This is a genomic window from Thiorhodospira sibirica ATCC 700588, from assembly GCF_000227725.2.
Lineage (GTDB): Bacteria > Pseudomonadota > Gammaproteobacteria > Ectothiorhodospirales > Ectothiorhodospiraceae > Thiorhodospira > Thiorhodospira sibirica.
The window spans coordinates 160,395-174,374 of the sequence record NZ_MU255056.1 but is presented as its reverse complement, the minus strand read 5'-3'; the positions used below and the strand labels follow the sequence as shown (position 1 = coordinate 174,374).

Annotated in this window: 12 protein-coding genes and 1 pseudogene; 11 read left to right on the top strand and 2 right to left on the bottom strand. The window is 57.9% G+C overall.

Annotated elements, in window-relative coordinates:
- Positions 1-842, bottom strand: a pseudogene (locus THISIDRAFT_RS00955) (RNA-guided endonuclease TnpB family protein); the annotation flags it as partial.
- Positions 839-1,468, bottom strand: a complete 630-nt coding sequence (locus tag THISIDRAFT_RS00950; RefSeq protein WP_006788207.1) for an IS607 family transposase — start codon at positions 1,466-1,468, stop codon at positions 839-841. The gene THISIDRAFT_RS00950 and the pseudogene THISIDRAFT_RS00955, both read right to left, overlap by 4 nt.
- Before the next feature lie 254 nt (positions 1,469-1,722).
- Between THISIDRAFT_RS00950 and guaA the strand changes: the two genes are divergently transcribed.
- The 11 genes from guaA to THISIDRAFT_RS00895 form a co-directional block, all read left to right on the top strand.
- Positions 1,723-3,297 (top strand): glutamine-hydrolyzing GMP synthase, encoded by a 1,575-nt coding sequence (gene guaA, locus THISIDRAFT_RS00945; protein ID WP_006788203.1) that lies wholly within the window; start codon positions 1,723-1,725, stop codon positions 3,295-3,297.
- A 96-nt stretch (positions 3,298-3,393) separates the two neighbouring features.
- Entirely contained in the window at positions 3,394-3,735 is a 342-nt protein-coding gene (locus tag THISIDRAFT_RS00940; RefSeq protein WP_006788202.1) for a phage protein NinX family protein, read from the top strand.
- A 32-nt stretch (positions 3,736-3,767) separates the two neighbouring features.
- Complete coding sequence (locus THISIDRAFT_RS00935) at positions 3,768-4,244, top strand: hypothetical protein (protein ID WP_006788200.1); 477 nt, start codon at positions 3,768-3,770, stop codon at positions 4,242-4,244.
- A gap of 11 nt (positions 4,245-4,255) precedes the next feature.
- Positions 4,256-4,885 (top strand): lipoyl(octanoyl) transferase LipB, encoded by a 630-nt coding sequence (gene lipB, locus THISIDRAFT_RS00930; protein WP_006788199.1) that lies wholly within the window; start codon positions 4,256-4,258, stop codon positions 4,883-4,885.
- Between the two features lie 251 nt (positions 4,886-5,136).
- Positions 5,137-5,343: a hemin uptake protein HemP gene (hemP, locus tag THISIDRAFT_RS00925; protein ID WP_006788196.1), complete on the top strand. Its 207-nt coding sequence runs from the start codon at positions 5,137-5,139 to the stop codon at positions 5,341-5,343.
- Positions 5,344-5,379: 36 nt separating this feature from the next.
- Positions 5,380-5,571 (top strand): hypothetical protein, encoded by a 192-nt coding sequence (locus tag THISIDRAFT_RS00920; RefSeq protein ID WP_006788195.1) that lies wholly within the window; start codon positions 5,380-5,382, stop codon positions 5,569-5,571.
- Between the two features lie 114 nt (positions 5,572-5,685).
- Positions 5,686-7,638, top strand: coding sequence for a TonB-dependent receptor plug domain-containing protein (locus THISIDRAFT_RS00915; RefSeq protein ID WP_006788194.1), 1,953 nt, complete (start codon positions 5,686-5,688; stop codon positions 7,636-7,638).
- An 18-nt stretch (positions 7,639-7,656) separates the two neighbouring features.
- Positions 7,657-11,556: a cobaltochelatase subunit CobN gene (gene cobN, locus THISIDRAFT_RS00910; protein ID WP_006788193.1), complete on the top strand. Its 3,900-nt coding sequence runs from the start codon at positions 7,657-7,659 to the stop codon at positions 11,554-11,556.
- Between the two features lie 114 nt (positions 11,557-11,670).
- Positions 11,671-12,150 carry a MotA/TolQ/ExbB proton channel family protein gene (locus tag THISIDRAFT_RS00905; protein ID WP_006788192.1) on the top strand — a complete coding sequence of 160 codons (480 nt, stop codon included), beginning with the start codon at positions 11,671-11,673 and terminating at the stop codon, positions 12,148-12,150.
- 45 nt (positions 12,151-12,195) lie between these two features.
- Positions 12,196-12,510: a DUF2149 domain-containing protein gene (locus THISIDRAFT_RS00900; RefSeq protein WP_006788191.1), complete on the top strand. Its 315-nt coding sequence runs from the start codon at positions 12,196-12,198 to the stop codon at positions 12,508-12,510.
- A gap of 590 nt (positions 12,511-13,100) precedes the next feature.
- Positions 13,101-13,980: type ISP restriction/modification enzyme (locus THISIDRAFT_RS00895; protein ID WP_221913928.1), on the top strand; the 880-nt coding region annotated here is incomplete at its 3' end.

Here is a 13,980-nt window from a genome sequence, read left to right as displayed (position 1 = left end):
TTGCGTCCCAGGTTGAACTGGCGAATGTGTTGACGCTTGCGCGGGTTGCGGGTGTTGTTGGCGAGTGCCCGCAGCTTGGCGCGACGCTGGTATTTGATCTTGAGTTTGTCGGATTGGTCGGTGAGGATCGCGCCCAGTTCCTGGCCGTGGTGGTCGCCATCGGAATCGACCAAGACTTCAGAGTAGCCTTTATCGATGCCGATAGTGCGCTCGCCGCAGTCCTGCTTGGCTTCGACTTCCATGTAATAGTGAACTTCGATGCACTCATCGTCTTTGATGATAATGCGCAGGGTGCCGGTCGGCTCAACGGTGGTGTTGAGTGGAATGGCGATGCGTTGACCTTTCACCAAGCCGGGAATTTTGATCCAGGCACGCCCACCGAGTTGAAAGGTGGTGTAGTTGTCCGAGCGCACGATAATCTGGTTGTGCGTGTGATTGTGACCATGCTTCCAGTGCTTGCGCATCATTCGGCGCAGATAAGGATCGTATACCCAGTCGTTGCCTTTGAGTGCGGTGAACAGGCGTTTTTGTTCGGCCTTATCCTGGGTATGACGCGAGATGCAGCGGCGCGCTTTGACCTTGGCCGCTTCCATGTAAGCCGTGATGTCGCCCTTGGCATCGCGTAGGGTTTCTTTCCAGGCATTCGCTGCGACCGGGAACGCGCGGCCTTCGCCCAGCCAGGCATCGCGAATCTGGCGGTCGGACAAGCCCACGCCGCCAATTGAGCCAAAGCGCTGCCAGACCTCGGAGCGCACCTGCCCGAGCCGCCGCGCCTGTTCGCGAAGGGCCGCGAGCTTGCCTTTGTTCGGGCGCTTGGCGCACAAAATCCGCGTGACTTTCATTCACACAAATCCTTGGGCTGGCGAACGGGCATCTCGGCAAAGTCCTCCTTGATGGATTGTTTGTATTTGCGCATCCCGTACAGCCGACAAGAAAAGGTCTGCACAATCGCCAATAAATCCTCAACCATTTCTTGCTCAGGCGAGAGCGATTCCTGGTTGACCACCACGATCTTGCAGCCGTTTTCTGCGGCGATGTGGGCGAAGAAATCGAAACCAAAGCGCATTAAGCGGTCTTTATGGGCAATCAGCAGTTGGCGCACGTCCCCACGCTGGATACGATCGACCAGTGCGAGAAAGCGCTTGCGCTTGAAGTTCATTCCGCCACCGATCTCTTGAATCCACTCATCCACCGCGATTCCCGCGCCCAGACAGTAAGCCTCCATCGCCCGCACCTGCGAGGCGAGATCGTCTTTTTGCCCGGCACTCGACACGCGGCAGTAGACCACCACGTCGCGCGTCTTCGGCGCCCCACCCCGCATCAAACGCACGTCGGATTCATCGAAATACCGATGCCCCGACGGCAGCCGCTTGGCTTGCAGCTTCCCTTCAGCTTCCCAGCGCCGGATCGTCTGTGGCGACCGCCCAAGGCGTTTGGCAAACTCGCCAATGCTGTATTGCTTTCTCATAGCAAGGAATTATAAATAACTTTGATAACAAATCAAGGAACTGTTTTTTGCTCCATAATCACCCTGCGCTGTACGCCAAGACTCTCCCCCTGACAAGGGGGACTACCGCCGCAGGCGGGGAGGGGGTCAAAACCACCCCACCCCTCCTTGAAAAGGAGGGGAGTCTTTGCGGCCTTGATCGTGGCGGCTATACTAGGGCACTTGCGCAATGCCTTGCGCCTTTGACTGATACTTGATACAGGCCCGCCTAATTGATGATAAATATCCACGCTGATCGCATCCTGATTCTCGATTTCGGCTCTCAATACACGCAACTGATTGCGCGCCGTGTGCGCGAGGCGGGGGTGTATTGCGAGATTCACCCGTGGGATATGCACCCCCAGGCGCTCCAGGCATTTAGTCCACGCGGGGTGATTCTCTCCGGCGGGCCGGAATCCGTGACCCACAGCACCCCCCCACAGGCCCCGGCGGTGGTGTTTGAGCTGGGGGTGCCGGTGCTGGGCATTTGTTACGGGATGCAGACCATGGCCGCACAACTGGGCGGGGCGGTCAGTGCCTCCGCGCAGCGTGAATTTGGCTATGCCCAGGTCGCGCTGGAATATCCAGGAACGCTGTTGCAGGCCATAGAAGATCATGCTGCTCCCACCGGCGAGGCCCTGCTGGATGTGTGGATGTCACACGGCGATAAGGTGACGCGCCTGCCGGAAGGGTTTCGCTGCCTGTGTAAAACCAAGGATGCCCCGCTGGCTGGCATGGTCGATGAGACGCGCAGGTTTTACGGGCTGCAGTTTCATCCTGAAGTCACCCACACCCGTCAGGGTCAGCGCATTCTGGCGCGTTTTGTCCATGAGATTTGTGGCTGCGGGGCACACTGGACGCCGGGCAATATCATCCATGATATGCGCGCCCGGATACAGGCCCAGGCGGGCACCGGCGAGGTGATTCTGGGGCTTTCCGGCGGTGTGGATTCCTCGGTGGTGGCAGCCCTGTTGCATCAGGCCATTGGTGAGCAGCTGACCTGCGTGTTTGTGGATAATGGCTTGTTGCGTTTGCATGAAGCCGAGCAGGTGATGGCAACCTTTGCCCGGCATATGGGCGTGCGGGTGATCAAGGTGGATGCCCAGGCGCGTTTTCTGGAAGCCCTGCGCGGGGTCACTGATCCCGAACAAAAGCGCAAGATCATTGGCCGGGTATTTATCGAGGTCTTTGATGAACAGGCCACGCAACGCCAGCAGGCCCGTTTTCTGGCACAAGGCACCATTTACCCGGATGTGATTGAATCCGCCGGTTCCAGCACCGGCAAGGCGCATGTGATCAAATCACACCATAATGTCGGCGGCCTGCCGGAACACATGAAGCTCACGCTGGTTGAGCCGCTGCGCGAATTATTCAAAGATGAGGTGCGCCAGATCGGCTTGGAGCTGGGGCTGCCCAGCGAGATGGTCTATCGCCATCCATTTCCCGGCCCAGGGCTGGGGGTGCGTATTCTCGGCGAGGTCAAGGCCGAATATGCCGAGCTGTTGCGCCAGGCGGATCATATCTTCATTGAAGAGCTGCGCCGTGCTGACTTATATGATCAGGTCTCGCAAGCCTTTGCGGTCTTCCTGCCGGTCAAATCGGTCGGGGTGATGGGCGATGGCCGACGCTATGATTATGTGATTGCCTTGCGGGCGGTACAGACAGTAGACTTTATGACAGCCCGCTGGGCACCATTGCCGTATGATTTTCTCGATCTGGTCTCACGGCGGATCATCAACGAAGTCGCGGGTATCTCACGCGTCACCTATGACATCTCGGGCAAACCTCCGGCCACGATTGAATGGGAATAAATCCACGGCCTTGGACTCAGGGCTAACGCCGCCGCGATCCGGGAATGCCCAGCGGAAAAACGCGCAGTTTCTTAACACAGGTCTGATACGAAGCGCATGACGACTACCAGAGAACTGTCTCCACAAGCGATTGATTATTGGGTTGCCAAGGCGCGAGCGGTTGAGGTGCAGCGTGACCGGCAAAGCGGGGTCTTGATGTACGATCCGGGGCATGGTTTCGCGCCCCGCCGTTTCAGCCCGACCATCTACTGGTCACAGGGCGGCCCGATTATCGACGAAGCACACATTGATCTGAACTGGGACACCGAGGGCAACCAGCTCTGGGCGGCCTCCATGGAACCCGATATCCTCGCCCATGGCAGCACCGCCCTGGAAGCCGCCATGCGGGTTTATGTGATTGCCAAATTGGGCGAGCAACTCGGGGAACCGCCGATTTAACCGGGCGGCACTGTGCGGATCACGGATCACCGATGAACAACCTCTACTTCTCGCCAGCCATCTTCCTGTTTGCCTTGGTCTTGCTATGGCCGGGGCGTCTTGCGCCACTGCGCTTGCAACAACTCGCCTTCGCGCTGTGGCTGTGTGGGGGGCTTATCTTGCTGAGCTATGGTCTGCTGCGCCTGTCTCAGGGTCTGCATCTTGGCCAACTCGGCTGGGGTGGTGCGTTTGGCGTATTGGCCGGGGCGGTGTTGCTGGGGCTGGCCAAGGGGCAACTGATCTTTAAAAAAAGCTGTATCCGTAATCTCGCCCGCCTGCATGGCCTGCAAAGCCCTCAGCGCGCCGTGCAGGTCTATCCACTGCGCAGCTGGCTGATGATCGGCCTGATGCTGCTGCTGGCCAGTAGCCTCAACTGGTTTGAAGTTCCCTTGGTATGGCGCGGAGGCGTCAACATCACCGTCGGCATCGCCCTGATCATCAGCAGCCTGGGCTATCGCAAGGCTTACTAAACATCGCGTCTGTGTCTGCCATTTCGCCGCTGATCCGCTATCTGGGTTATTGTGACTATCTCACCACCTGGCAACAGATGCAGCAATTTAGCGCCCAGCGCCAGGCCGACACCCCGGATGAGCTCTGGCTGGTCGAACATCCCCCGGTGTTTACCCTGGGGCTTGCCGGACGCCGCGAGCACCTGCTCAATCCCGGTGATATTCCAGTCATCCAGGTAGATCGTGGTGGACAGGTCACCTACCACGGCCCCGGTCAAATCATGATCTATGTGCTGCTGGATCTCAAACGCCGAAAGCTTGGCGTCAGAGCCTTGGTTTCGCTGCTGGAACACTGCGTGATCACCTTTCTGGCAAGCCACCAGATCAGCGCCTATGCCCGACCCGAGGCCCCAGGGGTGTATGTAAACGATGCCAAAATCGCCGCCCTGGGACTGCGCATTCGTCAACAGCGCAGCTATCACGGCCTGGCCTTTAATCTGCATCCTGATCTTAGCGCCTTTACCCGCATCAACCCCTGCGGCCATCCTGGACTGCAGACCACCTCAGCCGTGCAACTGGGACTAGAGCTGGACTTTGCAGACACCGCCCACACCCTCGCCGAGCTGCTGCAACACCAGTTGGCGTGCGTTGCTAAGGCATAAACTGGGGGATTCCTCCTGCAAAACAACCGTCCCAGCCCCAAGGAATGCTTGCCCGTCGAGCATCTCCCCTTCATCCATCCGCTCTGACCCAATACCTGCGACTGTCTTGGCATTCGTCACCTTAAGACCCAGAAAACGTCAAAACGCCTCAGTTCTATCGCGACGGGCCTTGCTGATCAAGCAATAAATATTGACGACTTCATTAAAATAATGTAAATAGCAATTATTATCATTTACAAAAGGAGTCCCCGATGCATGCCAAAGCCGTTTCCTCCCCCGATCTTTTTACGCTGTCGCACCGTTCGCCAACCATGCCGCTGCCTCTTGAGGCCGGTGTGCCGCCGATAATTGACAGTCATGCTTTGTTACAGGGCCAGCGTTCGATTGCGATTGCGCACGGTGAACAACGCTACATTCTGCGCCTGACCCGTTCCGGCAAGCTGATTTTAACCAAGTGAGGCCCGTTGGCTTCACTGTTTCCCCTGGAGAGTCCCATGTACTACCTAAGCCCTACCCTGGATATGCAACCAGAATACGCCCGCGAGCCGAAGCTTGCGCAGATTTTTGCGCTGGAGGAGGAAAAGCCGCATACCTGTAGCGGACGCTGTGCCAACTGTAAAAGCAAGCAGCCACACGCAGCGCAGCATGTAGATCATCCACACGGAGTAAACGCGCTTTTGGATTAGCCGCTGTTTGCCACGTTCAATCAAGCATTTGTCAACCATACCAGCAACCGATGCCCTGTGTTGGGATAGGCAGCCATTGACCCATAATGATCATTAAATACGGGCCATTGGTACATGTACGCACGTTCTTTTTTCTCTGATATTTCGCCATTTCCCTGGCCTGACCCGCTACGTCGGGCATTTCCCGCGCTTTTAGGTGTTTGCGCGCTGTGTGTTCCTGATACCCTCCTGGCGGCACCAGACAGTTATCTGGATGAGGTGGTGGTCACCGCCACACAACGTGCCCAGAGTGTGCGTGAGGTACCGGCGGCGGCCTCGGTCATCTTGCGTGAGCAGATGGATACGCAAGGTGCTGAGAATGTTCTGGATAGCTTGCGCGATACCCCCGGTGTGGCCATGATCGGACGCGGGGTTGGCGGGCGCAAGACCGTATCACTGCGCGGCATGGAGGGCCGTCATACCTTATTTTTGGTCAACGGACAGCGGATTATTACTACCGATGACTGGGTAGGTCATTCGGATTATCAATATGAGTGGGCGCCGCTGGATGGGGTGGAGCGTATTGAGGTGGTGCGCGGCCCAATGTCGGTGCTGTATGGCTCCGATGCCCTGGGCGGGGTGGTTAATGTCATCACGGCACGCCCACAGGCTGAGTGGTCTGGTCGGCTGCGCGTGGGGGGACGCTGGCTGGATCAGCGCAGCGATGGCGACAGTTTAAGCAGCGGAATCAGCGTTTCCGGGGGCGTGACGGAGACGCTGCGCATTGCCGTATCGGGCAGTGCCCGTGATCAGGCGATGTTAAGCAAGCCTGACGATTCTGCGGTTTCGGAAACTGATGGCCGTAATTTAAGCGCCGGAAATCTGTTGGCTTCGTGGGAGCCGGTTGCCGGTCAGCGCTTTGATCTGGAGCATCGCCGTGTCGATGAGGCGCGCCAGCGCTACGACCGACGCGGCACGGTGGTTTTTCATGACCGTTATGATATTGAACGCCGTCAAAGCGTGGTGCGCTGGCAGGCCGACGGGCAGGAGATACACACTCAGCTCAGTCTCTGGGATTCAAGCTTTGCCGTGGCCAATCAACGCAGTGGCGGCGTTGCGCCGACCCGTCCCCAGAGTCTTGATGAGCAGGGGGTGGATGGACGCCTAAGCTTTGCGCTGGGGGCGGCACAGTGGATCACGGCCGGTTTTGATGCGCGTCAGGAAACCATGCATAACGCCGGTTTTGCCAAGGGCAAGGCGGATGCCGATTTTCAGGCCCTGTATGTGCAGGATGAAATCGAGTTAAGCGAGGCGGTCTTGCTGACGCTGGGTGTGCGTCACGACAAGCACAGCGGTTTTGGTGGCGAAACCAGCCCCAGGGTGTATCTGGTGTGGCATGTCGATCCGCGTTGGACCGTGCGTGGGGGCTATGGCGAGGGCTTCAAGGCACCGACCCTCAAACAAGGCTCCAGTGCCTATATGGCCGCTGAGGGACCGCATACCTTCTATGGCAATGATGATATCAAGCCCGAAACCAGCCAGTCCTTTGAGCTGGGGCTGATTTATACCCACGGCCCCCTGGATTGGGAAACCACGCTGTTTCATACCGATATCCGCGACCTGATCACGGTAGACCCCATCGGTCTTGAGGGTACGCGGCGAGTGTATATCTACCGCAACATTGATCAGGCCCGGATTCAGGGCATGGAAAGTGCCCTGCAGTGGCGTTTACCGCAAGGCTTTTATCTGGGCGCTCATGCACAGTGGCTCGATACCGAGGATAAAAACACCGGTCAGGCGCTCAACAGCCGTCCCGAGCAGCTGCTCGGTGCCCGCGTGGGATGGGCCAGCGGTCCCTGGCAAACGCATCTGCGCACGGAACACACCGGGCGTCAATATCTGGATCATCAGCGCGTACCCGCCTATGCCTTATGGCATGGCGATCTGAGCTATCAATTCAGCCCCCAGGTGAAGGTGGTGGCCGGGATTGACAATCTCACCGATGTGCGCCTGGCAGAGAAATCTCCGCTGTTTAATTACACCGAAACCCCGCGTGCCCTGCGCCTGAGTTTGCATGGCGGATTTTAAAAAGAGAACAAGCACCTGATGTCTTATCAAACATTGTATGCCTTAAGGCTGATGCTGTCTGCATGGGTTTTGCTGGCTCTGACCAGTGGCCCCCTGCAGGCCACTAGCGCAAACCCGCCAGTGACCTTGATTAGCAGTGATTTCATCCTCGGCGGTAAATTCAGCCTGCTGCAGGAGGCCGCACAGGCGCACCGTATCGGTGTGCGCCTGGCCAATATTGACCGTGAGGATGCCGCGCAGTTAGCCGCGAGTCTGGACGGGGCGCGTCTGGTTATTCTGGACGCCCCGCGTGAACACGACGCCCGACGCATGCTAGGCATCATGCAGCCGCTGCTGGAGGCCGCCGGTGTGCCGTGGGTTCTGGTCGCGGCCCAGGGCGCGGAGAGTGGCGGCGGGCTGCCGGTCTCGCAGCGGGATTCTCTGTATGAATACTATCGCAACGGTGGCGCGGAGAATTTCCATCGGCTGTTTCGCTTTGTCGCGGTGAATATTACCCGCACCGCACGCGGGCGTACCTCGCCGCCTATCATCTTTCCGGAAAGCGGGATTTATCATCCGGCCCACCCGGCGCTGGTGTTTGCCGATCTGGGCAGTTACGAGCGCTTTGCCAAGACCCGCGTAGGTACGCCCAGCGCGGTGATCGGTCTGGTGATTCATCAATCCTTTATCGCCAACGGCACCACCGCGCATATTGACGCCCTGATTGCACAGATTGAGGCTGCCGGTGCCCGCCCTTTGGTGTTTTATCATCCCCTGATGGCGGATAGTGGGGCGCTGGATTTTGTGCAACGCGACGGCCAGGCAGCTTTTGAGGTGCTGATCAATTTTCAGGCGATGTATCAGGGCCAGCGGCGCGAAGAATACGAGCGCCTTGGGGTACCCGTGCTGCAAGCCCTCAGCTGGCGCAGTGGCGATACCCAGGATTGGCACGATAGTGTTGTGGGCTTGCCGATGGGCAGCGTACCGTTTTATCTGGCCGTGCCGGAATTTGTTGGCCTGACAGACCCGCTGGTGGTGGCGGCGGTGGAGGATGGCCAATTGCGCCTGATTCCCGAACAGGCCGAGGCGTTGCTGGCCAAGGTGTTCAGATTGGCCCACCTGCGTCGTCAGAGCAATGCCGAAAAGCGCGTGGCCCTGATGTTTTATAACTATCCTCCCGGTCAGCATAATCTGGCAGCTTCCTTTTTGAATGTGCCGCGCAGCCTGGCCTTTTTAAGCGATGCCTTGGCCCAGGCCGGTTATACCGTGACGGTACACGACGAGGCCACGCTGATTGAACATACCACCGCCTTGCTGGAGCCATTTTACCGCCCAGCGTCCCTGGCAACCTTGCAGGCAGATCCCTCCCGTGCCGGACAGTTGCCGCTGGCGCACTATCTTGCCTGGTATCAGGGGTTGCCAGACCGCGTGCGTGACCGTGTTGAGGAGCATTGGGGTGCTCCTGAAGAAGATCCGATGCTGTGGACAGACGGCGAACCGGCCTTTGTGATTCCGCGCTTGCTGCTGGGCAATCTGCTCATCATGCCGCAGCCACTCCGGGGGCGCGTGGATGAACCCATTGAGCGCTCGATTTATCATGACACCCGCATACCGCTGACTCATTTTTATATGGCGGCCTATCTCTACGCCCGTGAGCACTTTAGCGCCGATGCCCTGATTCATTTCGGCACGCACGGCACCCAGGAATGGACGCCCGGCAAGGAACGCGGCCTGTGGGTATTTGATGACCCCTATCTGGTGCTGGGCGATACCCCAGTGATTTATCCATACATCGTCGATAACATCGGCGAAGCCACCCAGGCCAAGCGTCGCGGGCGCGCCACCATCATTAGCCACCAGACGCCACCCTTTGCCCCGGCGGGACTGCAGCAAAGCCTGCTGCCCTTGCACGATCTGCTGCATGAATATGAATTGCTGGATGAAGGCAGTGTCCGCAGCCATACCGAGCAGGCCATCGTCGCCGAGGCCCAGGCCCTCAACCTGCTGGAGGATATTGGCTGGGAGGCCACTGCTGCCCTTGCGGATTTCCACAGATTTGAGCCGATTTTGCACGATTATCTGCACGATCTGGCGCAAGTCTCCCAACCCCTGGGTCTGCATAGCTTCGGCCAGGCACCGCAGGAACGACATCGCCTGCTGACCGTCATGCAAATGCTGGGCGAGGCGTTTTATAACGCGCTGGGCGTCGATATCGAAGAGCTGTTTGTCGAGGATTTCAACGCCATAGAACATAGCGAGCCATACCAATTCCTCGCTGCGCATCTGCTAGAAGATCAGCCACTGCAAGACCCCAGCCTGGCGGTCTGGCTGGAGACCGCCAAAGGCTATTTTGAGGCTCTGGGCGCAGGACAGGAATATGCCGGTCTGCTGGCCGCGCTGGATGGACGTTACCTACCCACCCACTATGGCGGTGACCCGATCCGCAACCCGGAAAGCCTGCCCACCGGGCGCAATCTGTATGGTTTTGATCCGTCCAAACTGCCCACCCAACAGGCGTGGGAGGCTGGGCGTCAAGCCTTTGATCAGCTCCTGGAAAGTCATCGCGAACACAGCGGCGAAGATTTGCAAAAAATCGCCTTTTCGCTGTGGTCAGTCGAGGCCATGCGCCATCTGGGCATTCTTGAAGCCCAGGTGTTTTATGCCCTGGGCGTACAGCCGCAATGGGATCGCTTTGGCCGTGTCACCGATATTGAGGTCATCCCGCTGGAAACCCTGGGACGGCCCCGCGTGGATGTGGTGATTTCTGCCACCGGCCTGTATCGCGATCACTTTCCGCACGTCATTAGCCTGATTGCCAGAGCGGTGGAGAAAATTGCCGCGCTTGATGAGCCCAACAACGCGGTACAGCGCCATACGCAAGCCCTGGAACAAACGCTGCTGGCGCAGGGCATTGATGCCGCGCTGGCGCGTGAGTACGCCCGGGTACGGGTCTTCTCCAATCAAAGCGGGGTCTATGGTACCGGCCTGGATGAAGCCACCCTGGCATCGGATTCCTGGGAGGATGAAACCCGCCTGGCCGAGCTGTACCTGCAGCGTATGCAATATGCCTTTGGTGTGGATCAATCCCTATGGGGAAGCCGCCTTGAGGACATCAACCTTTACGCCCAGCAACTACACGGCGTGCAGGCCGCCGTATTGTCGCGCTCATCAAACCTCTACGGCATGCTCAGCACCGATGACCCCTTCCAATACCTTGGCGGCCTATCGCTGGCAGTGCGTCACCTCAGCGGCCAAAGCCCGGCGCTGTACATCAGCAACCTGCGCCAGCCGGAACGGATGCGGGTAGAGTCCGCCGGGCGCTTTTTAGCCGCCGAGCTGCGCTCGCGTTATTTCCATCCGCAATGGATCAGCGCCATGCAGCAAGAAGGCTATGCCGGAACCCTCAATATCCTCGATACCGTCAACAATTTCTGGGGCTGGCAGGCCGTTGCCCCGGAGGTGGTACGCGATGATCAATGGGAAAGCTTCGTCGATGTCTATATCCGCGATGCGCTGGAGTTGGGGATACGCGAATGGTTTGCCGAGCACAACCCCAATGCCCTGGCACAGATCACCGAGCGCATGCTGGAAGCCATCCGCAAAGGCTATTGGCAAGCTGCCGATGACACCGTGCAGACCCTGCTGGAGCTATATCACGAAGCACTGACCGAGCTTGATTATCAGCCCGCCAGCAGCCTGTTGCAGGCATTTGCAGAACAAGCCGCTGCAGGCTTTGGACTGGACTTTAGCAGTCTCAATGCCGCCCAGGCCAATCATCCACCCAGCGAAGCCGTCACCGGCCAGCAGCTACAACCCGTTAGCACACAAGCCGCCGGTTTTACGCTGAACTGGACGGATTTGTTACTGGCGGCGCTGGCGCTGCTGGCCTTGTTAGGCGGTGTGGTCTATCAGGCCCGGCGCATCCCGGCAACCCGTTAAGGCGGCGTTTTGCGTAGCGGCATCAGGATGATGCCGCACAAACTACCCTGCGAACACAAGATGTGTCCGCCACATTTCAAACAATTACCCTTAATTTTTTGGAGCGAATACCCCATGTCGTTGACCATCGAACAGGCCATGTATAGCCTCAGCCAATTGTTCATGCTACCCGTCTTGCTGGCCGTTGCCGGGCTGTTTTTTTATGCCTTCTTTGCCGTGGGAGCCTTTTTGTGGCAAGCCCGCCAGCGTGCCACCAACGACCCACGCGGCCAAGAGCTATTATTTGCCCAACAACAAAACCCGGCGCTCAGTCTCACCGACCTGGAAGCCATCGCCGTCAAACGCCTGGAAATGGCCCGCATGGCCAGCCGGGTAGCCCCAATGCTGGGCCTGGTCGCCACCATGATCCCCATGGGACCCGCCCTCATGGCCCTGGCCGAAGGTGAGCTGCATCGTGCCAGCCAAAATCTGGTCGTGGCCTTTTCTGCGGTGATCTTGGCCTTGATTGCCGCCTCCCTGACCTACTGGACCGTCAGCGTCCGCAAACGCTGGTACGCCACCGAACTGGCACACCTTGAACAAAAGCGCCACTAAACCCTCAACCACTCGCCCGGAGACGCCCACAGGCGTAGACAGCTCATGCCGCTTCGTTTACTCGATGATTTAGAATCCGATGACCCGATTTTGTCGGTCGTCAACCTGATCGATGTCTTTTTAGTCATCATCGCCGCGCTACTGCTCGCCGTAGCCAGCAACCCCATGACCCACTTCTGGGACGAAGACATCACCCTTATTCGCAACGCCGGTCAACCCAATATGGAAATGATCATCAAAGAAGGCGAAGTCCTGCAACACTACCGCGCCAGTGGCGAAATCGGCGTCGGCGATGGCATCCGCGCAGGCATCGCCTACCGCATGCCCGACGGCAGCTTCGTCTACGTCCCCGAAAATTAAAATACAACATAGCGGCATCATCCTGGGAACGCGGAGTACCCGCTCCGCACCGGGGGTCATGGAGCTCCAGCTCCATGTAAAAAAACTCCCCTCCTTTTTAAGGAGGGGTGCCCCGTCAGGGGCGGGGTGGTTATGTGTTTAAAAAAACCAACCCCCTCCCCGCCTGCGGCGGGACTCCCCCTTGGCAGGGGGAGAGTTTTAGCCGCGTAGCGCAGAGTGGTTATCTGGATCGCCGAGTTGTACTCGGCTGATTTTTAGCTCCTTGTCCCGACCCGCCGAGTAAAACTCGGCGCTCCCCGTAGCGGCATCTTCCAATCGTCGGGCACTGGCAGAAAAACACCTTTCAGCCAGACAATACCGCCTATTAAACCCGGACTAAACCCACCACCGCCGCCCAGCTCTATCACACCGACCTCTGGGGCGAACGCACCGCAAAATATGCCGCACTCGAACAACTCACACTCCGCGATCAACGCTGGCAAACACTGCAACACCACGCCCCACAATACGCTTTTGTCCCGCGAAACGTTGCCGCCTTTGAACAGTATCAGGCGGGATTTGCCGTCAATGAGTTAATGCCCGTAAATTCCGTGGGTATTGTCACCGCACGAGACAGCCTGACCATTGACGAAAACAGGGAACGCTTATGGCAGCGCGTGCAGGATTTTGCAGCCTTGGAGCCAGAAGCAGCGCGAGTGAAATACCAACTGGGTAAAGATGTTCAAGACTGGAATATTCCATCTGCCCGAAAGGATATTGGGCAGCCAAACCCTGAGTTACTAACTCGAATCACTTACAGACCGTTTGATCTGCGTTGGACGTACTACACCGGAACATCAAGAGGCTTTATCTGCCGTCCGCGTTTTGAAGTGATATCTAAAGTTGCAGGAAAAGAGGTTCCATCTTTAGTTATTGGACGCCAAGGACAGGTCGTTGGACAAATGCAATGGAATCTTGTTTTTGTTTGCAACGAAATCTTGGACTTTAATGCTTTTTATCGTGGCGGCGGTGTTTTTCATCCTCTCTACCTCTATCCCACTGAGCAAGACATCGACCAAACCCGCCGCATCAACTTCGACCCCGACATTTACGCCAAACTCCAAACCCTCGCCACCCATCCCAAGCATGGTACGCCGGATGAACTCGCCGTGTTTGATTACATCTACGGCGTCCTGCACTGCCCCGCCTACCGCGACACCTACGCCGAATTCCTGAAAATCGACTTTCCGCGCATTCCCTGGCCGAGCAGCCCCCAACAATTCTGGGACATCGCCGCCAAAGGCAACCAACTCCGCCAACTGCACCTGATGGAACCCGCCGCCATCGGCCCCGCCCCCTATCCCTTCACCGGCAACGGCGATAACATCATCGACAAACCCCGTTATGCCGACGGCAAAATCTGGATCAACGCCCAGCAATACTTCGACAACGCCCCCGAAATCGCCTGGAACTTCTACATCGGCGGCTACC

Excerpts from the sequence above, each read along its gene's own strand:
- THISIDRAFT_RS00950 (WP_006788207.1), bottom strand. The coding sequence starts at position 1,468 with ATGAGAAAGCAATACAGCATTGGCGAGTTTGCCAAACGCCTTGGGCGG.
- guaA (WP_006788203.1), top strand. The coding sequence starts at position 1,723 with ATGATAAATATCCACGCTGATCGCATCCTGATTCTCGATTTCGGCTCT.
- THISIDRAFT_RS00940 (WP_006788202.1), top strand. The coding sequence starts at position 3,394 with ATGACGACTACCAGAGAACTGTCTCCACAAGCGATTGATTATTGGGTT.
- THISIDRAFT_RS00935 (WP_006788200.1), top strand. The coding sequence starts at position 3,768 with ATGAACAACCTCTACTTCTCGCCAGCCATCTTCCTGTTTGCCTTGGTC.
- hemP (WP_006788196.1), top strand. The coding sequence starts at position 5,137 with ATGCATGCCAAAGCCGTTTCCTCCCCCGATCTTTTTACGCTGTCGCAC.
- THISIDRAFT_RS00920 (WP_006788195.1), top strand. The coding sequence starts at position 5,380 with ATGTACTACCTAAGCCCTACCCTGGATATGCAACCAGAATACGCCCGC.
- THISIDRAFT_RS00915 (WP_006788194.1), top strand. The coding sequence starts at position 5,686 with ATGTACGCACGTTCTTTTTTCTCTGATATTTCGCCATTTCCCTGGCCT.
- cobN (WP_006788193.1), top strand. The coding sequence starts at position 7,657 with ATGTCTTATCAAACATTGTATGCCTTAAGGCTGATGCTGTCTGCATGG.
- THISIDRAFT_RS00905 (WP_006788192.1), top strand. The coding sequence starts at position 11,671 with ATGTCGTTGACCATCGAACAGGCCATGTATAGCCTCAGCCAATTGTTC.
- THISIDRAFT_RS00900 (WP_006788191.1), top strand. The coding sequence starts at position 12,196 with ATGCCGCTTCGTTTACTCGATGATTTAGAATCCGATGACCCGATTTTG.